Annotated in this window: 19 protein-coding genes; 8 read left to right on the top strand and 11 right to left on the bottom strand. The window is 65.6% G+C overall.

Features of this window, described 5'->3' with window-relative positions:
* Positions 1-104: 104 nt before the first annotated feature.
* From KVY23_RS12350 to KVY23_RS12330, 5 genes are all read right to left on the bottom strand, one after another.
* Positions 105-3,938: an ABC transporter ATP-binding protein gene (locus KVY23_RS12350; RefSeq protein ID WP_230556618.1), complete on the bottom strand. Its 3,834-nt coding sequence runs from the start codon at positions 3,936-3,938 to the stop codon at positions 105-107.
* Between the two features lie 39 nt (positions 3,939-3,977).
* Positions 3,978-4,742, bottom strand: coding sequence for an ABC transporter permease (locus KVY23_RS12345; protein WP_230556617.1), 765 nt, complete (start codon positions 4,740-4,742; stop codon positions 3,978-3,980).
* Positions 4,739-5,872: an ABC transporter ATP-binding protein gene (locus tag KVY23_RS12340; protein WP_230556616.1), complete on the bottom strand. Its 1,134-nt coding sequence runs from the start codon at positions 5,870-5,872 to the stop codon at positions 4,739-4,741. The genes KVY23_RS12345 and KVY23_RS12340 overlap by 4 nt, the downstream gene beginning before the upstream one ends.
* 99 nt (positions 5,873-5,971) lie before the next feature.
* Positions 5,972-6,832, bottom strand: coding sequence for an LLM class F420-dependent oxidoreductase (locus KVY23_RS12335; RefSeq protein WP_374108725.1), 861 nt, complete (start codon positions 6,830-6,832; stop codon positions 5,972-5,974).
* Positions 6,832-7,572, bottom strand: coding sequence for a YbdD/YjiX family protein (locus KVY23_RS12330; protein WP_230556615.1), 741 nt, complete (start codon positions 7,570-7,572; stop codon positions 6,832-6,834). Before KVY23_RS12330 ends, KVY23_RS12335 begins: the two co-directional genes overlap by 1 nt.
* A gap of 78 nt (positions 7,573-7,650) precedes the next feature.
* Between KVY23_RS12330 and KVY23_RS12325 the strand changes: the two genes are divergently transcribed.
* Entirely contained in the window at positions 7,651-8,505 is an 855-nt protein-coding gene (locus tag KVY23_RS12325; RefSeq protein ID WP_206509484.1) for an AraC family transcriptional regulator, read from the top strand.
* Positions 8,502-8,924 carry a VOC family protein gene (locus KVY23_RS12320; RefSeq protein ID WP_075839636.1) on the top strand — a complete coding sequence of 141 codons (423 nt, stop codon included), beginning with the start codon at positions 8,502-8,504 and terminating at the stop codon, positions 8,922-8,924. The genes KVY23_RS12325 and KVY23_RS12320 overlap by 4 nt, the downstream gene beginning before the upstream one ends.
* Here the strand turns inward: KVY23_RS12320 and KVY23_RS12315 are convergent.
* Both KVY23_RS12315 and KVY23_RS25110 read right to left on the bottom strand, forming a co-directional pair.
* On the bottom strand, positions 8,909-9,928 hold the full coding sequence (locus KVY23_RS12315) for a glutathione S-transferase family protein (protein WP_230556614.1): 1,020 nt from the start codon (positions 9,926-9,928) through the stop codon (positions 8,909-8,911). The two genes, KVY23_RS12320 and KVY23_RS12315, sit on opposite strands and share 16 nt — an antisense overlap.
* A 10-nt stretch (positions 9,929-9,938) precedes the next feature.
* Positions 9,939-10,667, bottom strand: coding sequence for a GNAT family N-acetyltransferase (locus KVY23_RS25110; protein ID WP_230556613.1), 729 nt, complete (start codon positions 10,665-10,667; stop codon positions 9,939-9,941).
* Between the two features lie 148 nt (positions 10,668-10,815).
* Here KVY23_RS25110 and KVY23_RS12305 point away from each other — a divergent pair, with 148 nt between their 5' ends.
* Positions 10,816-11,019 carry a cold-shock protein gene (locus KVY23_RS12305; RefSeq protein ID WP_068369974.1) on the top strand — a complete coding sequence of 68 codons (204 nt, stop codon included), beginning with the start codon at positions 10,816-10,818 and terminating at the stop codon, positions 11,017-11,019.
* A gap of 187 nt (positions 11,020-11,206) precedes the next feature.
* Here the strand turns inward: KVY23_RS12305 and KVY23_RS12300 are convergent, their stop codons facing one another.
* Positions 11,207-12,352, bottom strand: coding sequence for an acyl-CoA dehydrogenase family protein (locus tag KVY23_RS12300; RefSeq protein ID WP_230556612.1), 1,146 nt, complete (start codon positions 12,350-12,352; stop codon positions 11,207-11,209).
* Between the two features lie 84 nt (positions 12,353-12,436).
* Between KVY23_RS12300 and KVY23_RS12295 the strand changes: the two genes are divergently transcribed.
* Positions 12,437-13,228: an enoyl-CoA hydratase/isomerase family protein gene (locus KVY23_RS12295; RefSeq protein ID WP_230556611.1), complete on the top strand. Its 792-nt coding sequence runs from the start codon at positions 12,437-12,439 to the stop codon at positions 13,226-13,228.
* 10 nt (positions 13,229-13,238) lie between these two features.
* The gene (locus KVY23_RS12290; RefSeq protein WP_206509489.1) at positions 13,239-14,174 is read left to right on the top strand and encodes an adenosine deaminase; all 936 of its coding nucleotides are present in this window, start codon (positions 13,239-13,241) and stop codon (positions 14,172-14,174) included.
* On the opposite strand, the gene KVY23_RS12285 is transcribed toward KVY23_RS12290, so the two are convergent.
* Entirely contained in the window at positions 14,167-15,651 is a 1,485-nt protein-coding gene (locus tag KVY23_RS12285; RefSeq protein ID WP_230556610.1) for a molybdopterin-dependent oxidoreductase, read from the bottom strand. The two genes, KVY23_RS12290 and KVY23_RS12285, sit on opposite strands and share 8 nt — an antisense overlap.
* Positions 15,652-15,815: 164 nt before the next feature.
* Here KVY23_RS12285 and KVY23_RS12280 point away from each other — a divergent pair, with 164 nt between their 5' ends.
* The gene (locus tag KVY23_RS12280) at positions 15,816-16,511 is read left to right on the top strand and encodes a thioesterase domain-containing protein (RefSeq protein ID WP_230556609.1); all 696 of its coding nucleotides are present in this window, start codon (positions 15,816-15,818) and stop codon (positions 16,509-16,511) included.
* Between the two features lie 6 nt (positions 16,512-16,517).
* Here the strand turns inward: KVY23_RS12280 and KVY23_RS12275 are convergent, their stop codons facing one another.
* Positions 16,518-17,822, bottom strand: coding sequence for a D-arabinono-1,4-lactone oxidase (locus tag KVY23_RS12275; protein WP_230556608.1), 1,305 nt, complete (start codon positions 17,820-17,822; stop codon positions 16,518-16,520).
* A gap of 78 nt (positions 17,823-17,900) precedes the next feature.
* Between KVY23_RS12275 and KVY23_RS12270 the strand changes: the two genes are divergently transcribed.
* Positions 17,901-18,545 carry a TetR/AcrR family transcriptional regulator gene (locus KVY23_RS12270; protein WP_230556607.1) on the top strand — a complete coding sequence of 215 codons (645 nt, stop codon included), beginning with the start codon at positions 17,901-17,903 and terminating at the stop codon, positions 18,543-18,545.
* Positions 18,546-18,583: 38 nt separating this feature from the next.
* Positions 18,584-19,807: an alanine racemase gene (locus KVY23_RS12265; RefSeq protein ID WP_230556606.1), complete on the top strand. Its 1,224-nt coding sequence runs from the start codon at positions 18,584-18,586 to the stop codon at positions 19,805-19,807.
* Positions 19,808-19,835: 28 nt separating this feature from the next.
* Here the strand turns inward: KVY23_RS12265 and KVY23_RS12260 are convergent, their stop codons facing one another.
* Positions 19,836-23,258, bottom strand: a complete 3,423-nt coding sequence (locus tag KVY23_RS12260; protein ID WP_230556605.1) for a bifunctional RecB family nuclease/DEAD/DEAH box helicase — start codon at positions 23,256-23,258, stop codon at positions 19,836-19,838.
* Positions 23,259-23,297 lie beyond the last annotated feature (39 nt).

The raw sequence follows: 23,297 nt of genomic DNA, 5'->3' as shown, positions 1-23,297 counted from the left end.
TCGCCTCGATTCTTCTCTTCGTTCCCTTTACACACGCGCGTACATATCCAGGCTAGACCTCATCCGGGTATCACGAACGGCCGGGACGTGGCTGTGATATGTACTCACGAGTAACTTTCAGCTTCGTTCCTGACTACTCCTGTATTCATCGGATTATTCCCGCCGCGCGTTTCGGCCGCATCCCACAACCGGGTGTAATAGCCACCGCGGGCGCGCAGTTCGGTATGCGTTCCGGTCTCCACGATCCGTCCACCGTCGACGACGACTACCAGATCCGCGCGGGCAGCGGTGGCCAGTCGATGGGCTACGACCACCGAAGTTCTCTTGCGCAACACCTTCTCGCTCGCCGCGAGAACGGTGCGCTCAGTCGCAGGGTCGAGGGTTGCGGTGGCCTCGTCGAGCAGCAGTAGATCCGGGTCGACCAACTCGGCTCTGGCCAGAGCGATCAACTGCCGCTGGCCCGCGGACAGACCCTGCCCGCGTTCGCCCACCGGCGCTCGCATACCTCCCCGAAGTGCAGCGATGGTCTCCAGGGCCCCGACGGCGCGGGCCGCGGCCTCGATCTCCGCGCGGGTAGCGTCGGGTTTGCCGAAGGCGATGTTGCTCGCGACATCGCCGGTGAACAGGTGCGCTTCCTGGGGGACGACGCCGAGCCGATGCCGGTAGTCGGGCAGGTGATATTCACGCAGATCCGTGCCACCGACGCGCACACTTCCGGACGTCGGATCGTAGAAACGCGCCAGCAATTTGATGACGGTCGACTTGCCGGCGCCGGTTTGTCCGACCAGGGCGACGGTGGTCCCGTGCTCGATTGTGAGATTGACCTCACTGAGCGCCTCGGTAGACGATCCGGCGTAGCGGAACCCGACATCGGCGAATTCGATGTCGGTTCGAAGGCGCCCGTCGCGGAAGGGCGTGCCGACGGAGGCTGTCCCCACAGTGTTCTGTGCCGTCTCGATCGAGCTCGGGGTGCGCAGCAAATCGCCGATTCGGCGTACTCCCACGCTGGCCTGCTGGTATCCGTCGAAGACCTGTGAAAGCTGTTGGATGGGACCGAACAGCAAACCGAGATACAGGACGAATGCGATGAGCGTGCCGGTCGTTGTCGTCCCCGAAGCCACCTGGTTCGCTCCCACGAACACCACGAGTGCGAGCGCGAGGTCCGACAGCAGGGTGATGAACGGGAAGTACAGCGAGATCGCTTTCTGTGACCGCATACGGCTGACGCGATAATGCTCGGCGCGCTCGGCGAACCGGTTGGCTGCGAACTCCTCGCGTCGGTAGGCCTGTGCCGACCGCAGCCCGGCAATGTTCTCCTGAAAGTCGGCGTTGACGGCCGAGATGCGTTCCCTGGAGGTCGAGTACGCGGCGGCGGACACACGGCGAAAGAACACTGTGGCCACCACGAGCACTGGGACCACCGCGAGCGCGACCAGCCCGAGCGAGAAATCCGTGACGAGCAGCGCGGCCGCGATACCGAACACCATCAGCAGGCTGACCACTGCCGTGGAGGCGCCGGTCTGGATGAACGAGGAGAGGGCGTCCACGTCTGTGGTCATGCGCGTCATGATTCGGCCGGACAGCTCACGCTCGTAGTAGTCGAGGCCCAGACGTTGGATGTGTGCGTAGCTGCGGACGCGTAGCCCGAACAACACGCGTTCGCCTGCGCGGGCCGTGATGGTGGTGGTGGCTGCGATGACAAACCAGGTTGCTGTAGCCAGCGCCACCCCGATCGCGGTCGCGGTCCACAGTGCTCCCCGGTCACCACGCCCGACACCGTCGTCGACGGCGAAACGAACGATGGACGGGAAGGCGATCCCTGCGAGCGAGTCCAGTGCGAGCAGCGCAACAGCGACAACGAGCAGTGTTCGCACCGGCGAGAGGAGGCGGGACAGGCGAAAGTGCGGGTCGGGGGCTCGAACGTCGGCACCGGATGTTCGAGGATCCTCGGTGGCAGGGGGGAGGGCGACGACCGAGGCCCGCAGTTGCGGTGTCGAGGCGAGGTTGCCGACGGCGCCGGAGGCAGGTCCCCGGCCAGTGGGTGTGCTCGAGTGAACGGCCCGGTGCTCGGCGGTGGACGTGCCCGTGGCGGTACCCGTGTCGAAGTTGGTGTCGGGCCACAGCACACCCGACGAGGGTGGACGGGCGGCGTCCTGCCCTGGCGTGGCAACGACCGCGGGCCGGCTGTGTGCAGCTGGATCGCTGCCGGAGAGCAGCTCACGAAACAGCGGGCAGCGTTCGTCGAGATCGTCGACGGTTCCGGTGTCGATGATCCTTCCGCCGTCGAGCACGGCGACTCGGTCGGCGAGGGTGAGGGTGGAGCGTCGATGGGCGAGGATCACGGTGGTTCGGTCGCGCAGAGAACGGAGCGCGTCGAAGATCTTCGCCTCTGTAGTGGCGTCGACAGCGGATGTGGCGTCGTCGAGGACGAGGACGCGAGGATCGGTCAGCAGAGCGCGTGCAAGAGCAATGCGTTGACGCTGGCCACCGGAGAGCGTGAGTCCCCGCTCGCCCACGACGGAGTCGTATCCCTCGGGCAGTGCCTCGATGAAATCGGCTGCCTCGGCCAGCGCCGCGGCGCGCTGAATCTCCTCTGCGGTGGCGTCGGGCCGCCCGAGGGCGATATTGGCCGCGATGGTGTCGGAGAAGAGGAACGGCTCGTCGAACACGAGGCCCACGGCCTCGCGTAGTTGTGACGCGGAAACACGATCGACGTCGAATCGCTCACCGGCGCAGGTGAGCGCGACCGAACCCGAGTGTGGGCTGTAGAACCGGGGCAGTAGCAGCGACAAGGCTGTCTTGCCTGCCCCCGCATGTCCGACGATTGCGACGGTTTCTCCGGGCATGACGGTGAGGTCGAAGGATCTGAGGACATCCCGGTCGGGTTCGAATCCGAAGGTGACCGCTGAGAGGTCGAGTCCGAGCGGCCCGTCCGGTAGATCCGTCGGGTGCTCCGGTTCGGGCACCGAGGGCTCGGTGTCGATGACGTCGTAGACGCGTTCGACCGCCGCACGCGAGAGCTGCGCCATGATGACTACGGACGACAGGGTGCGAGTCACGGCGGAGAGCGTGGCGACGTACGTGGCGAAGGCGAGGAACGTGCCGACCGTAATACTGCCCTGCAAAGCCAGATAGCCGCCGAGCGCGATCACTCCGACCAGCCCGAGCTGAGGTATCACTGCCATCGAGGGGGCGAACTTCGCATTGATCTTCGTCGATCGCATTCGCTCGGCGAACAGTCGGCGTCCGAGCGCCTCCAAGCGATCCACCATGCGTTCTTCCTGGCCGAACCCCTTGACGACGCGGACGCCGGTAACCGTCTCCTCGACGTGCTGCGCGAGGTCGGATGCCCGCTGCTGGGCGGACCAGGTGGCTGCATAGAGCGTGGGCCGCAGCCGGTACACCACGAAGGACACTGCCGGAACGATGAGCAGTGCGACGACGGTGAGCAGCGGAGACAGGTAGGCCATCACACCGAGTGCCAGTACGAACTGCACGAGTGCGCCCGCGGACAACGGAACCATGGCGAGCAAACCCTGCACGAGCTGGAGGTCGGTGATGGATCGGGAGACGACCTGGCCGGTCCTGATCTCGTCCTGTTTACGGCCGTCGAGGCGCTGCAAGGAGGCGAGAAGCGCGAGCCGCAGGTCGTGTTGGACGTCGATGGACAATCGTCCCGCTAGGAGGCGTCTACCGAACTGGCAACCGAATCGGACCACACCTAGTCCGGCAATGGTCAGGGCCACGGCCGTTATCGCGCTGTTCTCGCCCGCAGCCGCGTCGTCGATAGCCACGCGAGTGAGAAGGGGAAACGAGATGTCGATCGCAGCGGCGATCAGCGTGACCGCCAACGCGCCTGTCATCGTTGCGCGGTGCAGCCAGCACTGTGCCAGGAGTCGGCGAATCCAGCCGACCTGATCGCTACCGTTTCTCACCATCGCGTGTGAACGGTAGTCCGACCCACCGACACTCGGATTTCAGTCGATATCGCGTTCGCGGGTGCGGTACCAGCCCGCTGCGAGGGCCCCGAGAGCCCACAGTGTCAACCCGATCGGTGCCCACGGCCACACCGGCAAGAGCTCGGGGTCGTCGAAGGAACCCGCGCCGATGACCGAGATGGTCAACGTCGACGGCGTAAGCTGCCAAACACCGTCGATCCCGAGCCCGGACAGGATCGCGACCACGATCATCTCGCCTACCGGGAACCACGCGACGATCGCGATCGACGGCCACGTCGGCGACCCGAACAGCAGGCCCAGCCCCGAGCCGATCAGCGACCACAGCATCACCGCGAAGAGACCGGCGGCAACACTGGCCACGATGTCTCCGGACAACGCGAATCGGCCACCGGTGAACAACAGCAGGCCGATGATGCTGAAGCTCGCCACGACCAGCCCATATCCCAGCGCGAACAGTGCGGTGACACCGACCTTCGCGGCGATGACGCGATCTCGGCCGGCGGCGGTGAGGAACGACGTCGTGATGGTGTCGTGCCGGAATTCCGTACCGACGTTGACCGCGGAGAACACCGCAGCGAAGATCATCGCCGACACGAGCGCCGCGACGAGCCCTGCCACGATGATGCCGTCGACTTCTCCGCCGTAGATCTCGTCTGTCGTGGTCGCGACCGCCGACGAGATGGCGCTGGCGCAGACGCCGACCAGCACGGGTGGGATCGCCAGAGCCCACCAGAATTTGAGTGTGGTGACCTTGCGGATTTCGGCGGTGAGCAGCGTCGTCATCGTCGATCTCCGTTCCAGGGGGATTCGGCAGGAGCAGGAGCATGCCCCTGCGGCGGTCCGTATCCAGATGGGGGACCGTAGCCAGGCGGTGGACCGTAGCCCGGTGTGGGACCGTAGCCAGGTGGTGGACCGTAGCCAGATGGGGGACCGTAGCCCGGTGGTGGACCGTAGCCCGGTGGCGGGCCGTGCGGAGTGGGCAGGGCTGCGTACTGGCCTGCCGTCATGGACAGGAAGACCTGTTCGAGATCGACGTGCTCGTAGGTCGTCCCGAACACCGTGAGACCCGCTTCGCCCGCTACGCGGGCGATGAACTCGCCGTCACTACCCGCGACACCGAGTCGGCCGTCGGGCAGCAGTTGAGAGTTGGTGACGCCGTTCGACGCCAGGGCCAGGGCGAGAGCGGCCGGATCGGAGACCGTGACGAGGATGCGGCTGGGCCGGGAGGCACGCAGTTGCTCGATGCTGCCCTGATACACCAGACGTCCGCCGCTGACGATCACGAGGCTGTTCACCGTCGCCTCCACCTCGCGCAGAAGGTGGCTCGAGATCAACACGGTTCTACCGCCTGCCGCGTACGACTTGAGGAAGTCGCGGAGCCAGGCGATGCCCTCCGGGTCGAGTCCGTTGGCCGGCTCGTCGAGCACGAGGATCTCGGGGTCACCCAGCAGCGCGGTGGCCAGCGCGAGACGCTGTCGCATGCCGAGCGAGAACCCGCCGACGGTGCGTCCACCGACATCGCTGAGACCCACCACGCGCAGGACGTCCTCGGCGCGGGTATCCGGTACACCGATCGCGGCAGTGAAGATGCGGAGATGGCCGAGCGCCGTGCGCTTGGGATGCAAACTGCGCGAGTCGAGAACCGCGCCGACCACACGGGCCGGGTGGCTCAGGCGAGAGAACGGCGCCCCGGCCACCAACCCGGCCCCGGCCGTCGGCCTGATCAGTCCGAGAAGCATCCGCAGCGTGGTCGTCTTGCCCGAGCCGTTTGGCCCGAGAAATCCGGTGATGGATCCACGCGGAACCACGAAACTGAGATCGGAGACCGCCAAGACCGTCCCGAACTGCTTCGTGAGGCCGTGGGCTTCGAGCGCGCTGTGACCGAAGCCGTGTACATCGAGACCCTGGCTCATCTGTCTTTTCCCCCGACCGTAGAAGTCAGCTGCCGAGCCGAGGACGGTCTCGGCCCGCCAGAGAGAGTACGGGTTCGCGAGAGAGTGCGGTCGAGTAGCTCAGCCGAACAGGGCTGCGGCGACCTCGCGATACGTCGCCGACGGATCGGCACCATCGGGCAGAGAATGCAGTGTGACGTGGGATGCGCCGGCGTCGAGGTGCTCGCGAAGCCGGGCCGCGATCGCGTCGGCCCCGCCGTGTGCGACGAGTGCGTCGATGAGGCGGTCGCTGCCACCTCCGCCGAGCTCGTCCTTGCTGTAGCCGAGACGCTCGAGATTGTTGGTGTAGTTGCGTAGCTGAAGGTACGGATTGTTGACCGGCGGACGGCCGATCTCGCGTGCCCGCACCGGGTCGGATTCGAGTACCGCCTTGTGCTCGGGCGCGAGTACCTTTCCGGGGCCGAGTATCTCGCGCGCCTCGGCGGTGTGTTCCGGGGTGGTGAGGTAGGGGTGCGCGCCGGCACTCCGATCAGCGGACAGCTTCAGTACCTTCGGGCCCAGTGCCGCGAGTACCCGACGTTCCAACGGCACACCGCCGATGTCCAACGCGTCGAGGTACTCCACCAGAGCCTGGTACGGCCGCCGGTATTCCTGGGTCGCCTCGGGGTGGCCCGCGCCGATGCCGAGCAGGAAGCGACCTGGATGCTTCTTCTCGATGCGGTGGTAGGACTCGGCCACCTCGGGTGCCGCCGCCGACCAGATGTTGACGATGCCGGTGGCGACGACGATGGACTCGGTCGCGTCCAGAACGTCCTCGGCCGAGACGAGATCGGCCGGGGGCGACCCGCCGAGCCAGATGGCTCCGTAGCCGGAGGACTCGATCAAGCGGGCCAGCTCGGGGCCGACCCCCGCGAAGTGTCGCCAGATGCCGTACGAACCGAGATCAGGTGTGCCATTGGTCATGTCCGGGTTCAACGCCATCACGGCCCCGAAATTCCGTCGAGCTCGTCGGGTTCGATGATTCTGGTTGCCGCCCACGTTCTCGGCGCCGGTCCGAAGGCGTCCCGGGAGTTGCGAATGACGCCCTTGCCGATGACCCGGTTGCCAGCCCCGCCGATGGCCGCGCCGATACCGGCGGGCAGCAACTTCCCGAACAGAAGAGCACTGCGCTTTGCGAGATACTTCTGGACGAACTTCTTCAGAAGTGACTTGTTCATAGTCGTCATCGCGCCGCCGGGAACGCGCGAGGTGATGAGCATTCCCCAGTTCTTCGCGGACGTTCCAACAGTTTTCTCCACGATCTGCATGCCGGATTCACCCAGCGCGACGGCCAGCACAAGAGCACGTCGCTGCTGATGATCGTGCACCGGGATCCCGTGCACGGACGCCACCGACAGCGTCAGCAGCGCCGATGACTCGATGAAGAAGGCGGTCTCGGCGCCCACCGCGCCCAGGGACGCCATCGTGCCGAGACCGGGAATGGCTGCCGCCCCGCCTACCGCGCTGCCGCTTCCGGTGACAGCGAGCAGGAAGCGCTTCTCGAGACGGTCGATGAGCTGCGTGGGACTGTCCTCGGGATGTGCCCGACGCATGTGCGCCACGTACTTCTCCACGGCCGGTCCCTGCAGGCGGCTGGCGTTGTCCAGGATCCGGACCAGCGCCTTCTCGAGTCGTCCGCCTTCCGCGACGACCTCGACCTCATCGTTGTTCTTCTTCGCCATCGACGCTCCGATCGTTCACGGTCAAGTTTTGGGCCAGAGAAGCTGGTACCCGTTCGTCAACGGTTCTACCCTGCAGAGATGGCCGGTACCCACCGCACAGGTCACTCCGAGGGCTCACGAGCACTGCCCGACGCTCGGCTGCGGCGATTTGTGTCCTCGTACGAGGGGTACCGCCTGTCTGGATTCGAGGCCGGAACGCATATCGGGATGCCGGGCCCCCTGCTGACCGTCATCGTGGCGATCGACTCGACGTTGGACATCTCGGATTCGCCGCGCCAGGGAGCATGCTCGTTCGAGACCCTGGCCAGCGGCATTTCGGCCGCTCCGGTGACGATCGTTCATGACGGCAGCCAACACGGAATTCAGCTCTCTTTGACCCCTGCCGGTGCGCGGGCACTGTTCCGCCTTCCGACCGCGGCGCTGGGGGATTGGATGGTCGACCTGAGCGAGGTGCTTCCCGACACACGAGAGTTGACCGATCGCATCGCCGCGGAGCCCTCGTGGGAGGGCCGGTTCGAGATCCTCGACGACATCCTGTGCCGATCACTGATCGAGCCCGAGCTCGATCCGACACTCACCGAGGCCTGGCGGCAACTGGTCCTCTCCGGCGGATCGGTACGGGTCGATCAGGTGGCTCGCGATATCGGGTGGAGCCGTCGTCACCTGATCAACCGCTTCTCCGCCGAATTCGGCGTGACGCCCAAGGAGTCGGCCAGGATCGCACGTTTCCATCGTTCCCATCAGATGCTGAGACGGCCCGCGGCGCCGTTGCTCGCCGACGTCGCCGCCCAATGCGGCTACTACGACCAGGCACACATGGCGCGTGAGTGGCGCGAACTGGCTGGGTCGTCGCCGACGCAGTGGCGTCGGGGAGAGCAGTTCGCATTCGTACAAGACGGAGGCGAGGTTACCGAGAAGACTCTGCAGTCATGACCGATACACGTACCCACATCTGGCCCTGTTTCCTCTACGACGACGCCCGTGCGGCCATCCGGTTTCTCGTCGACGTGCTCGGGTTCACCGAAGCCGTCGTGTACGGCGACGGTGACCGAGTCGACCACGCCGAACTCCGCTGGCCCGAGGGCGGCGGGGTCATGCTCGGCACTGTCCAACGGGTCGTTCCGCAGGCTCCACTCCTGGCCGAGTCGGACAGCGCGCTTGCCGATCTACCCGCGGGGGTCGGCGCGGCGTATGTCGTCACCGACGACCCCGACATGATTCACGAACGCGTGGTTGCTGCCGGTGGCAACATCGTTCATCCGCTGCAGGACGAGGACTACGGGAGCCGCGGCTTCACCTGCCGCGACCCCGAAGGTGTGCACTGGAGCTTCGGGACCTACAGCGGAACCTGAGCAGGGACCCAGTGATCTGCGGGTACGACCTCCTCGGCCTTCGGTGGCGGCGGCGGTGTGCCGTCGCCGAAGGGACGACCGCCCAGTGACTCGCGTCCGTGGGGTTCGAGCCAACCGTGAAGGTCGGGGCCCTTCGGAACGATCGACGTCGGATCGATGTCTGTGTGCACTTCGTAGTAGTGGCGCTTGATGTGATCGAAGTCGACGGTGTCGCCGAAGCCCGGTGTCTGGAACAGATCACGGACGTAGTCCCAGAGCACTGGGATCTCGCTCAGCTTGCTCCGGTTGCACTTGAAGTGGCCGTGGTACACGGCATCGAAACGCACGAGCGTGGTGAACAACCGAATGTCGGCCTCGGTGATCGTCTCGCCCACCAGGTACCGCTGATCGGTGAGCCGTCCGGCGAGCCAGTCCAAGCGTGCGAAGAGCTGCTCGTACGCCTTGTCGTACGCCTGCTGCGTTCCGGCGAAACCGCAGCGGTAGACGCCGTTGTTGACGTCACGGAAGACGAGTTCGGCTACTTCGTCGATTTCTCCGCGAAGGGCCTCCGGGTAGAGATCGGGTGCGCCCTCACGGTGGTACTGCGTCCACTCGGTCGAGAAATCTAGTGTGATCTGCGGGTAGTTGTTGGTCACGACCTGGCCGGTGGCGATCTCGACGATCGCGGGGACGGTGATGCCGCGGGGGTAGTCGCGGTAGCGAGCGAAGTACGCCTCCTGGAGCCGATTGACCTTCAGGACCGCATCGACACCGCCGGGCTCCTCGTCGAAGTTCCAACTGCTCTCGTCGTGCGTCGGGCCAGGGATACCGAGCGAGATGACATCTTCGAGGCCGAGCAGGCGACGGACGATGATCGTCCGGTGCGCCCACGGGCACGCTCGCGCAGCGACCAGCCGGTAGCGGCCGGGCTCGACGGGGTATCCGTCACGTCCATCGGCTGTGATGCGCGTCTCGATGTAGTTGGTGTCTCGGTTGAATTCCTTGCCGTTCTCGACATAGCTCATGATTCCCAATTTACGGATTGTCCGCGTCCGACGGATTCGACAGGTCGACGGAGATGAACACACCCCACTCCTCGTATCCGAGGCGGGCCGCCAGCCGTCGCGCTGTTCCGTTCTCTGCGCTCGATCGCCACTGCGGGATCATGCCCTCGTCGAAGGCTTCGTTGGTGGCGAGCCGGGCCACCACCTGGGCGTTGCCCTGCCGCCGTGCCGTGGGGGCCGTCAGAACAGCGACGTCGGCCAGCACGCCCTCCCATTCGAGATGGGCAGCAGCGGACAACGATGCGGCCGAGTCCGCAGGGCGATCGTCGCCGAGCAAGGTGAACCACGATCGTTTCCGGGTCAGGTCCGCAGCAATGACGTCGTCGGGCGCACAGAGTGCCTCCAGGCCGAGCACATGGCCGAGTTCACGTGAGATCAACGGGTCGTGGCGGTCGAGCGTGGTTCCCACCTCGTCCGCGAAGGCCAGCACCGTCGGGCCGTAGGTGCGTCCGGCGGTGCTTTTCAACAGCTCGCCCAGAGCGCCGCGTTTCGAGAGTTCTTCGTCGGTGCGCGCCTCGGCCGCTGTGAGCGCATCCTTCGGTCCGAGCAGCGCGCTGGAATCGCCGAGTCGCACGAATGTGACGCAAGTCGCATTCGGGTCGACGGCGGTGTGCCGATGGTCCGGCCGCAATGCCGAATCGTCAAGCCCGAGATGCCTCGACCACGCGAGACGGATGATGTCGTGATGATGGGAATCCACCGTCGCAAGGCTATCGCGCCGTGTGTGAAAGCAAGCTGAGTAATTTTTTTGCCCCCGACGTATCGCATCTGGCGTTTGGATGGCATGATTGTGAAATGAGATTGGAGCTTCGACGTGAAGGTCCAGCTCGCTACAGAAGGTTTACGGTATGACGCAGGGCAGTGTTAAGTGGTTCAACGGCGAAAAGGGCTTCGGCTTCATCGAGCAGGACGGTGGCGGACCTGACGTGTTCGTTCACTACTCGGAGATCCAGGGAACTGGCTTCAAGTCGCTCGACGAGGGTCAGCGCGTGGAGTTCGAGGTCGGCCAGGGCCAGAAGGGCCCCCAGGCCACAGGCGTTCGCGCTATCTGATCCCCCCAAGGATCGCCACCCGAAATTGCTGACGGCTTAATGCTGTCTTCAGTTCAGGTAACTCGAAGGCCGGATACATGGGAAGCAATTCCCGAGTATCCGGCCTTCGTGCTGTGTGCGGCTTCGCCGCATGTGCGCGGAAATACATAGAGGGCTATGTATTTCCGCGCACATGCAGCGAAGCTGCCTATAGGCCCAGATCGCGGCCGATGAGCTCCTTCATGATCTCGTTCGATCCCGCCCAGATCTTCGTGACGCGGGCGTCCTTCCACGCGCGAGCCGCGCGGTACTCGTTCATGTAGCCGTAGCCACCGTGCAGTTGGACGCAGTGGTCGAGGATCTCGTTCTGGACCTGCGAACTCCACCATTTCGCCTTCGCCGCATCGATCGCGGTGAGCTCCCCGACGCCGTGCGCCGCGATGCAGTTGTCGACATAGGCCTGCGCCACATCTAGTTTCGTACTGAGCTCGGCGAGCAGAAACTTGTTCCACTGAAGCGAGCCGATCTGCTGTCCGAAGGCCTTTCGGTCCTTGGCGTACTGGATCGTTTCCTCGAGAATCGGCCGTACATGCCCCAGGTTGGCGACCGAACAACTGATGCGTTCCTGTGGCAGCAGCTGCATCATGTGGATGAACCCGTTGTCGTATTCACCGATCATGTTGGAGCTGGGCACCCGCACGTTCTCGAAGAACAGCTCGGCGGTATCGGATTCCGGTTGGCCGACCTTGTCGAGCTTGCGTCCGCGCGAGAAACCCTCGGTCCCGTTTTCGACGGCGAAGAGCGTTATGCCCTTGGCCTTCTTCTCCGGCGTCGTCCGGGTGGCGACGATGACGAGGTCGGCGCTGTTGCCGTTGGTGATGAACGTTTTCGACCCGTTGATGATGAAGTCGTCGCCGTCCGCGACCGCTGTGGTCTTGAGCGCGGCGAGATCGGATCCGCCCGATGGTTCAGTCATGGCGATGGCCGTGAGAATTTCGCCGCTGCAGAACCCCGGCAGCCAGCGCTTCTTTTGCTCCTCGGTGGTCAGCTTCACCAGGTAGGGCGCGACGATGTCGATGTGAATGCCGAAGCACGACGCCACCGCGGCGCTCGAGCGGGCGAGTTCCTCGCCGAGAACGGCGTTGAAGCGGTAGTCGTCGGCGCCGCTGCCGCCGTATTCCTCGGGCACCTCGAGCCCGAGGAATCCGTTGCGTCCGGCTTCGAGCCAGATGTCGCGATCGATGAAACGCTGCTCGGCGAGCTCTTCTTCGCGGGGTCTTATGGTGCGGGTGACGAACTCGCGGGCGGATTCGCGGAACGCGTCGTGGTCCTGCTCGAACAAGCTGCGCTTCATAGTGTTCCTCCAAGTAACGGTAATTTGGTCGCAATATACTCGTGAGTAGCAATCGGTCCGGCGCAGTGTGGCACTCTGGCACCCATGGCCGATGAACCCACTTCGCTAGTCAGGTACTCGACGGACGCCGGCGCAGAGGTTGCCGTGCTCAACTTCCACCACGGACCGCTCAACCTCTTCGATCAGGCGATGTTCGACGCCGTAGCGGCGAACGTCGCTGATCTGACGGCGAATCCGCCGCGGGCGGTGCTGCTGCGCGCCGACGGCAAGGTCAACTCGGCAGGCGTCGACGTGCACGTGTTCGACGGGCTGTCCGCGCAACAGGGCGCCGATATGTGGCGTCAGTTGTTCGCCGACATCGCGCATCCGCTCGAGGCTCTGCCGTGCCCGGTCGTCTACGCCGCGCACGGCCTGACCCTGACGGCCGCCTTCGAGATCTCGCTGGCCTGCGACATCATTCTCGCGGGTCCCAGAGCCAAGTTCGGTCTCGTCGAAACCGTTGTGGGACTGACACCGTCGATGGGCGGCCCGCAGCGTCTCGCCGAGCGTGCCGGTTCGGGTCGGGCGCGCGAACTGGTCATGACCGGTGACCTCTACGACGCCCAGACGATGCTGGAGTGGGGCGTGGTCAATGCCATCCACACCGATGTCGACGGCGAGGCCGTTGCCCTGACCGAGCGGCTGGCCGCCGGCCCGACGGTGGCGCATGCTGCCACCAAAAAGATTGTGGCAGCGTGGCGTTCGGGCGGCGTCGCGCATGCGGACGAGATCACCTCGGACGTGTCCGGGGCGTTGTTCGAGACCGATGATCTTCGCGGCGCCGTCCGTAGCTTTCTGGAGAACGGGCCGGGGAAGGCGACGTACACCGGTAAGTAGTGTTGCGGCGATGACGACAATGCCCCTCGCGGAACTGCACATGCACATCGAGGGTTCGCTCGAGCCCCCGCAGATCTTCGAGTTCGCCGAGCGTAACGCGATCACGTTGCCGTACGCGGACATCGAGGAACTGCGGGGGCTGTACGAGTTCTCGGATCTGGGTTCGTTCTTGGATCTGTACTACGCCAACATGTCCGTGCTGCTCACTGCACAGGATTTCGCCGATCTGGCTCGCGCATACTTTTCCCGCGCTGCGGCGGGCGGTGTCACGCACGCGGAGATCTTCTTCGATCCGCAGGCGCACACCTCTCGTGGGGTGCCGTTGGAGGCGGTCGTCGAGGGGCTGGCCGACGCCGCGGCGTCGAGTGAACGTGAGTTCGGCGTCTCGAGCGGTCTGATCGCGTCGATTCTGCGGGACAAGCCTGTGTTGCATGCGAACAAGCTGCTCGACGATCTGCTGGCAATGAAGGCCCCGATCATCGGACTCGGTCTGGATTCGGCCGAGGCGGGGTTTCCGCCGTCGCTGTTCGTCGACGTTTTCGCGAAGGCGCGGGCGGAGGGTTTGCACGTCGTCGCACACGCGGGGGAAGAGGGACCCGCGGAATACATCTGGGAGGCGCTCGATCTGTTGCACGTGGAGCGGATCGATCACGGGGTGCGCTGCCTGGATGACGACGCACTCGTCACACGGCTGGTCGAGGAGCAGATCCCGTTGACGGTCTGTCCGCTGTCGAACGTGCGGCTCAGAGTCATCGACACCCTTGCCGATCACCCGATCAGGGGCATGATCGAGCGGGGATTGTTGGTGACGGTCAATTCCGATGATCCGGCATACTTCGGGGGCTACGTCGAGGACAACTTCGCGGCGCTCGTCGACCAGGTGGGACTGACCGAGGCCGAAAGCGAGATCCTACGTACCAATTCGATGAAGGCCACTTTCATCTGACGGTGACGAACGCCTGCGGGTAGCCGGTTGCACCGTCGGGCACGGTGTCGGCGGTCGTCGCGGTCTGGATTTCACCTTCGGCGTCGGTCGCGCGGGCCCGAAGGAAATGCTCGCCCGGCGGCGCGTCCCATTCGATGGTCCACTGCCGCCAGGTGTTCTCGGAGTATTCCTCCGACAACGTCGCCGGCATCCAGTCACCGTCATCGATCTGCACTTCCACGGCGGAGATGCCGGTGTGTTGTTTCCAGGCCACGCCGGCGATGACGACCGGTCCGGCCTCGACGGCGGCACCGGATCGGGGTGTGTCGATACGCGATGCCGTTTTGATCGGCCCGCGCTCGCCCCAGCCGCGGTCGGTCCAGTACGCGCTGGCCCGGTCGAAGCGCGTGACTTCCAGATCGGTGACCCATTTGGTCGCCGAAACGTAGCCGTAGAGACCGGGGACGACCAGACGCGCCGGGTAGCCGTGCTCGACGGGGAGCGGCGCACCGTTCATCCCGACGGCCAGGAGCGCGTCCCGTCCGTCGAGCAGAACCTCCAGTGGCGTTCCTGCGGTGAATGCGTCGTGACTGGAGGAGAGCACCATGTCCGCGCCGTCCTCGATGCCCGCTTCCTCCAGCAGGTCTTTCAGCGGGTAGCCGATCCACGTGGCGTTGCCGACGAGATCCCCGCCGACGATGTTCGACACGCAGGTCAGGGTCACTGTGCTCTCGACGGCCTGCCGTTCGGCAAGATCGGCGAAGGTGATCTCCAGTTCCCGCTCGACCATGCCGTGAATGCGCAGCGACCACGTCTCCGACGACACTTGCGGCACTACGAGCGCGGTGTCGATGCGATAGAAGTCCTCGTTCGGAGTGATGTACGAGGGCAGTCCTTCGATGTTCAGGTCCGCACCGGCGGGGATCGGTGGCTGCGGCGTCGGCGTCGGGAGGATGAAGCCGAGTCGGTTGGCTGTGACGCTGCGGGCCTGCCCGATCATGCGACCGGCTGTTCCGGCGGCCACCGCGACAAACCCTGCCGCGACGGCCAGCCCGAGGAAGCTCCGCCTGCTCAGGCCGCCGGGAACCTCCGGTTCGGTGGTGCTGATCAGTGCGTGCAGCACGACGATGCCGGCTGCGACGCCCAGGACGGTCGGTAGTGCCGACAGCGGTGTGGCGCCCGAGCGGGTGACCGCAGCGAGGACCCCGATAGCTCCGAGTCCCGCGAACAGCACTGCGCCGAACGGACGACGCAACAGCCCGGCGCCGGCGGAGATCAGCGCGATGACGATGCCCATGCCGATGAACAGGGCGAGTTTGTCCGCGGTGCCGAAGGTGTCGATCGCCCAGTCGCGGAGAGCCTCGGGGGTGTTGTCGACCACGGCCGAGCCGACTGCAACGACCGGCGACGAGGTCGGTCCGAACGGAACCGAGACCAATTCGCCGACCCCGACGATCACTCCGGCGGCGATGCTCCCGGAGAGCGCGCGTTTCCACATCTCTCCAACATAAGTGTCCGCGACGGCGGCTAGCAGAGGAGTATGAGACGTGGGTAACATCCGCAACCGCCGCGACGACATATCTCTGTAGTCGCTGCACACGTACTGCCGGGGTTTCACGCCACACCCCATATCTCGAAGACTCGACCCCGGAGGCCCTTGAAATGACCGTCATCAGTGATTTATCGCAGTTTTCGTTTGTCGACATCGCTGACCGGGCGCCCAGAGCCTCCTCCACAGTCGTTTCGATCCGCGCGGGCGGTACGCGTTCGCCGGTCTTCTGCATTCATTCCATCGACGGTCGTGCGGGCAGATACGCCGCACTGGCCGCACACATCGACGGGGACCGCCCCGTCTACGGCGTCGAGACATCGGCGTCCGTGCCGCGCGCGTCCTCGGTATCCGCGCTGGCCGAGCGCTACGCCGACGATATTCTCGCAGTGCGGGGCAATGGGCCGATCAACCTTCTGGGTGTGTCGTTCGGGGGCCTGCTCGCTCACGCCGTCGCCGTGGCGCTGCAGCTAGGCGGACTCGCGGTCAACAGCCTGGCGCTGCTCGGCAGTAGCCCCGTTCAACCCCCGCGCGCCGACGAGCCGGCGGACGAGCTCCTCGCAGGCATCGGCGAGGACGTCGATCGAAGCCGAGCCGAGGAGCTCGTCGCCCTCGCCACCGATCATCAAGAGCTGGCGAAGCAGCATTTCCCAGGTGTCTACCGCGGCAAAGCGCTCGTCGTCTCGACCGTGGGGTCCGACGCCGGCGCGGCGTGGCACGCCTTCGTCAGCGGGACGGTTTCGAAGTACGAGGTCCCCGACGCATCGGCTTTCGGGCTCGTCGGGCCGTTGGTGAACCGGCACCTGTAGCCCCGCTTACCCGAGGACGGTTCGCAGATACTCGTTCTGGAACAGGCCGTCGGGATCGAGTCGGTCGCGAACCCCGCGGAAGTCATCGAAGCGGTCGTAGATTCCGGCGAAATCTTCGGCGACCAGCCCGTGCAGCTTGCCCCAGTGCGGGCGCCCACCGACGCTGCGCGCGATCGCTTCCACCGCGGTGAAGTATTCACGGTGATCCCGGCGGTGGTACTGATGCACCGCGACGTACGCGCTGGTGCGCTCGTAGGCCGTCGAGAGCCAGATGTCGTCGGCCGCCGCGAATCGCACTTCCACCGGGAAGGCGACGGTACACGAGGACGATTCGAGCCAGCGGTCGATCTCGCGCACCACGTACGGGATAGATTCCGACGGCACCGCGTACTCCATCTCGCGAAACCGAACCTTCCGCGACGAGGCGAACACGCGGTGGCTGCGATCGGTGTACTCCCGCGCGGACAGCACTCTCGAGGAGACGGCATTAGCGCGCGGTATCGCCGCGGGAAACCGCGTCACGATGCGGTTGATGGCCTCGAAGGCCTTGTTCGACATGAGCTCGTCGTCGACGTAGGACGAGAGCCTGCCCAGGGGAGCCAGCGGTGTCCCCAGCGGCATCCGAGTGTTGGCCTTGGTGAGAACTCGGTCTGTGTGCGGGAACCAGTAGAACTCGAAGTGATCTGTCCGGGACACCGTTTCGTCGAGTTCGGCGAGTGTGCCGGTCAGGGTCGCGGGTGCCTCGCGGGCCGCGAGCGCGAATGCCGGCACGCAATGCACCGTGACACCGGTGATAATGCCGAGCGCGCCGAGACCGATGCGCGCAGCGTCGAAGATGTCTGCATTCTCCTGCCGCGAGCACGCGAGGAGTCGACCGTCCGCGGTGAGAATTTCCAGAGCACGCACCTGCGCGGCGATGCCACCGAACCTCGCCCCAGTCCCGTGAGTGCCGGTCGAGATGGCACCGGCGATGGACTGCTCGTCGATGTCGCCGAGGTTGGTCATCGACAGCCCGAGATCCCACAACGTGGCTGTGAGCTCTTTCAATCGTGTGCCGGCGAGCACCGTCACCAGCGCGGACCCGTCGGCATCGGTGACCACCGATTCGATGCCGCTGATCCGATCCAGGCTCACCTGAGTTCCGTCGGTGACGGCGATCGAGGTGAACGAGTGGCCCGCGCCGACGCATTTGACGGTGGTCTCGGCGCGCAGCACCACGGCCCGCAGTTCCTCGACGGTGCCAGGCTCGGCGAACTCGGTTGGATGCGCTCGCTGATTGCCTGCCCAGTTCTGCCACTCCAGCCCCGTCATCGGTCAACTATGAATGCGCACCTCCGCCACGGTCAATTCACGGCCCCCATCGCCCGTGCGCGCCTACTATCGGGAAGCATGCAGACCCGGTTGCCCGTAGATGCACGGCGCACTCGACTGGTCGCGGCCGCATTGAACGTCGCCGAGCAGGTGGGGATCGAGGGCTTGACCGTTCGCCGGGTCGCCGAGGAAGCAGGCGTACCGCGTGGCGCCGTCTACTACTGCTTCGAGTCCAAGGAAATTCTCGTCACGGCGATGGGCGAGGGTCTGATCGTCGACATCACCGGGGCGCTGCACGCCGCCTTGAACGCAGCGGTCGACGCATGCGAACTCACCGGGACCAGGGGACTTCGTGAATTGCTGCACAGCGGACTGAGTGCGGTGTGGCCGATCGTCGAGCGATCAGCCGACCGCCAGCTGCTGTCCTACGAGATCAAGACCTATCTGCTCCGGCATCGAGCGCTGGGTTCGGAGCAGGCTGCCGCTCTCGCCAGTGGGCAGTACCGGATTCGTGACACCGAGGCATTCGAGTTCTTCAGCCGCGCGGCAGAGCACACGGGAACACGATGGCTGGAACCGGTCGACTCGGTGGCCCGATTCGGAATGGCGACCGTCGATGGGCTGATTCTGCGGTGGCTGGTCGATCGTGACGACATCGCCGTCATAGCTGCACTGGACGACCTGGCCGGTGTGATCGCCGCGAAGGCCGTCGAGCGCCCGTGAAGGGTGCAGATGCCGTCGGAGGGTGCTTGACTGGGCCCGTGACGTCACTTCTCGGCCGCAGCCCGACCGCCCTCGACCGCATCTCCAGGGTCAGCGCCGATCTCGAACCCCCGTTCGCGGCACTCGATGCCGCGGCGTTCGAGACCAACGCGCACGAGTTGATTCGACGAGGAAACGGCCTTCCGGTGCGAGTGGCGAGCAAGTCCGTTCGCTCTCGCGCAATTCTGGAACGAGTGCTGGGCGCCGACCTCACTGCCGCGCAGGGGTTTGCGGGCCTCATGTGTTACTCACCGTCCGAGGCGATCTGGCTGGCGCGGCTCGGAGCGCAAGACATTCTCATGGGGTACCCGACGGTCGACAAGTCCGCCCTGGCCACCATCACACGCGACCGAGTGCTCTCTGGCCGCATCACGCTGATGGTCGACGACCCGGCACACCTCGACATCATCCGCGACGCAGCAGGATCCGATCTGGTCAAGCCGCGTATCTGCATCGACGTCGACGCTTCCCTTCGGATCGGCCCGCTGCACATCGGAGTTCGGCGATCCCCGCTGCGCGAGCCGGGGCAGGTCGCCGAGTTCGCCCGTCTCGCCAAGGAGCGGGGGTTTCGAGTCGTCGGAGTCATGTTCTACGAGGCGCAGATCGCCGGACTGCCCGACTCGAACATCGCCGTCGAGTTGATGAAGAGGGCCTCGGTAGCGGACCTGAAACTGCGCAGAGGGGAGGTCGTCGACGCGGTCACCGATGTGGTCGGCAGCCTCGAAATCGTAAACAGTGGCGGGACGGGTTCGCTGGAGGTCAGCTCGGCCGACCCCGTCGTCACCGAGGTCACGGCCGGCTCCGGATTGTTCGTGCCCACCCTGTTCGATCGCTATCGGGCCTTCACTCCGAATCCGGCGTTGTACTTCGCGCTGCCCGTGGTCCGCACTCCTACGCCGGCCGTCGCAACGACCTTCGGCGGCGGCTACGTAGCCTCCGGTCCGGCCTCGCGGTCGCGCGCGCCTTCGCCGGTGGCGATGAACACCGCCCTCGGCGGCCTCGTGCGCGGTGGGTTGAAACTTCTGCGAAACGAAGGAGCAGGTGAGGTTCAGACGCCGGTCGCCGTGCCACCCGGAAGCGTCACCATCGGAGATCGCATCTGGTTCCGGCACGCCAAAGCCGGGGAAGTGTGCGAACGCTTCGACACCCTGCACATCGCCGAGGAAGACGGCACCGTCACCGCCGTCCCCACCTACCGCGGTGAGGGCAAGAACTTCGGCTGAGACCGGGGCATGTTCGAAGCAGGGCTCATCACCCGGTGAGGGCCATGAATGCCCCCAGGGTTTCGAGGCCGTCGGGTGTCGCGGGGAGGTAGTGCGTCAGCGTTCGCGCCTGCACGACGATCGCCGCCCACTGGCCGCGGGAGATCGCGACGTTCAACCGGTTTCGTGAGAGCAGAAAGCGCGCCCCGTGGGGCGAATCGCCTGCATTCGATGCGGTCATCGACACGATCGAAATCGGTGCCTGCCGCCCCTGGAACTTGTCGACAGTGCCGACGGGGACGTCCGCGAGGCCCGCGCGTTCGAGATGTTCGCGAATGAGAGCCACCTGCGCGTTGTACGGCGCTACGACGATGAAGTCGCCGGGCGTCAGGCCCCGCGTCGCGTCGTGGGTTTCCGGATCGACCCACGGCAAACCGACAAGCGATTCGATCTGCCGCCTGATCTCCTCGGCCTCCTCCGGTGAGTCGGTGGTGTTCGCGTGGTGATCGACGGTCACGGCGTGCAGCCCCGGTGCCAGACCGTGGAGCACCCGCGTGCCCGTGGCCTGCTCGTTGGAGAACAGACGGCCCTCGTACGACAGCGCCGAGACCGGTGCGCACAGTGCAGGGTGCATGCGCCAGGTCCGGCTCAGAAAGTAGCCGCGGTCGGCGGGCAACGCGTCGTGTCCTTCGGCGAGCCATCCCAGGGCCGACTCGTCCACCGGTTCGGGGTGCGTGCCCTGACTGACCTGGGGTAGCTGTTGGGGATCGCCCAACAGCAGCAGGTTCTGTGCAGCACCGGCGACAGCGATGGTGTTGGCCAGCGAGAACTGTCCCGCCTCGTCGACGACGAGTAGATCGAGCGAACCCGGCACGACGCGAGTGTCGAGCGAGAAGTCCCAGGCCGTCCCGCCGATAACGCAACCGCCGGCGGCGTCGGCGACGAAACCGGGATAGTCCGCATCGCGCAACAGGGTGTGCTCGGTCGGCGCCTTCTTCCCGATCAGTTCGGGGGCGACCCCCGCCTTCGCGATCGCATCCAGGAGGTTCTCCACCACCGAGTGAGACTGCGCGACGACGCCGACGCGCCACTGTCGCTGCTCGACGAGCCGTGCGATCACCGTTGCCGCCGTGTAGGTCTTGCCAGTGCCAGGAGGGCCTTGCACAGCGAGATACGAGTTGTCGAGATCTTCCAATGCCGCAGCAATCGCATCGACGTAGTTCCCGGCGCCGTGCTCGCCGACCACGATCGCGGGCAGCGGCCGGCCCGAGAGTGTCCGCGGCGCCGACCGTGCCGCCAGATCGGCCATCGCGGTTGTGGGCAGATTCGGCAACGACCGCTCGACCTCGGACGCCGCGCGGACGATCGCCGCTTCCAGGCTGACGGTGCGGATGGGCGCGTCGGGTGCAATCGCCATCGGAACTTGCTCATACGGATCGGCGCCCGCGGCGAGCTTCTCCTCGACCACGACGAACGCCTCGCTGACCTCGACGACGTCGGCCTTGCTGCACGCCCGATAGCTGGGGTGCGGTTGGTCCAACCCGTCGGGGGCCGGCACGTCGTACAGCAGTCGCACGGTCTTGCCGAGGCTGTTGCCGACGCTCCCGTGCAACGTCAGCCGACGCCGAAGGAGCTTCTGCCTGGGCGTGGTCTTCGCCCATACCGAATCGATCGAGCCGGTGTCCACCTTCACCACATCGCCGGACTCGGCCCATTCGTCGACCGGGCTCTGCAACCGGTCGAAGTGGGCCCACCAGAACGGCTTGCGTTCTCGGCGGTGATACCCGATCGATCCGGCGTAGAGGGCCACCGCCTGCGCCTGCGGTGAGCGCTCGGAGACTGGGCCGTAGCCGACGAACTCGCGCAACGACTCTTCGGCAGGGTCGATTTCCTCGACCGACTCGGGTGCGAGGGCGGCCGGTGCCCGCGGCGTGACACCGACGTCGGCCGCTCGGGTGAGCAGCCAGTCGCGCAGCCGAACTGTCGACTCGCAGTCGTAGCGGTTGTATTCGGCGATCTCGGCGAGCAACGCGTCGGCCTCCTCGGTACACCCTCGATCGCGCAGGTCGCACCAGTTCGCGTACTCGACTATCGACGCGGCGGCGTTGGTGACCTCGCCGTCTCGACTGCCCGGCATGTACAGCGGCTCCAGCTTCTTGATGCTGTAGGACCGCTCACCGATGCGCAGTGATGCCCGCACGACGGGGTAGAGGTCCACGAGAACGTTCTCGCGAAGCAGGTCGTCGACGACATCCTCGCCGACGCCGTACCGTCCGGCGAGACGCAACAGCGCCGTCTTCTCGTAGGCCGCGTAGTGGTAGACGTGCATCCCAGGATACTCGCGCCGACGCGCGGTCACGTACTCGAGGAAGGCAGTCAACGCCGCCCGCTCCTGCGCTCGGTCGTGGGCCCAGAACGGTGTGAACGCGCCGCCTGCGTCGAGTACGCCGAAGAGATACTCGAGACCCCAGTCCGCAGTGCCCTCGGTCCACAGCGGGTCACCCTCGAAGTCGAAGAACACATCTCCCGCGTTCGGCTCCGGAATGCTGCCCAGCGCAGCGGCATCGATGATCTCGTATTCGGGCACACCGCTCATCGACTGCGCTACCTGCAGTCTCGCCTGCGCAGCGAGGTTTCCGAGTACGCGGGCAGAGATACCCTCGACGGGTCCGTCGAGCGCGGCGAGCTTAGTCATGGTGGTGACGCCGGCGTCGACGAGATGTGCTCGGTTGCCTCCGCTGATGCCGGCGACGAGGAGCAGGTCCTCGCGGGCGATGACCTGCTCCTCGCACGCATCGCACCGCCCGCAAGCGGTGTACCGGGGGTCGGCCCAGTCGACGGGTTCGGCGTCGGCGACATGCTCGTCGATGATCTCCTCGAGGTGGGCTCGCTGGCGACGGTAGACCGGGAGCAGGTCCTTGGTTGCGTGGTCGGTGGTGGAGCCGTCGCCGAGCATCAGGTGCAGGTGCCGGGCCACCTCGATGCCGTTGGTTTCGAGCGCATCCGCATACGCGGCCAGCTGCAGCAGGGCCGGTACTCGGGCGTGCCGCGACAGCTTCGTGTCGTACACGGAGTACGCGGTGTCGTTCGACCGAGTGCCTTCCTTGACCAGGAAGTCGCAGAACCCGAGGAAGCGGCCGTCGAAGAACGTGGCCTGATACAACACGTCGTACTTCCACAGCGCGGTTTCGATGGTGGCGGCATTGGCGTCGGCCAGACCGAGGAGCGTGCGCTCGGGCCTGGGCATGATCGCGACACCCGCTCCGAACCTGCTCTGGAACAGGTCGAGTTGACGGCGTTCGTGCGCGAGGCCGAGAGACGAGGTGCGTTCGAGCATGGGGTCTGCGGCGTCGTGAACGGTGTCGATTCGGCCGAGCTTTGCATCGAGGGTGCGAAGCAACGCGTACTCGCACGACGCGGCGGCCGAGAGGTCGCTGGCGCTGTAAACGACGCGGTCGGCCAAGAGGAACACGCGCCCAACTGTAGGTGAGTGCACCGACGCCGAAGCTCG

Origin of the sequence: Rhodococcus sp. I2R, from assembly GCF_020889545.1 — a bacterium.
In the GTDB taxonomy this organism is placed as follows: Bacteria; Actinomycetota; Actinomycetes; order Mycobacteriales; family Mycobacteriaceae; genus Rhodococcoides.
This window is presented reverse-complemented; position numbering and strand designations above follow the sequence as displayed.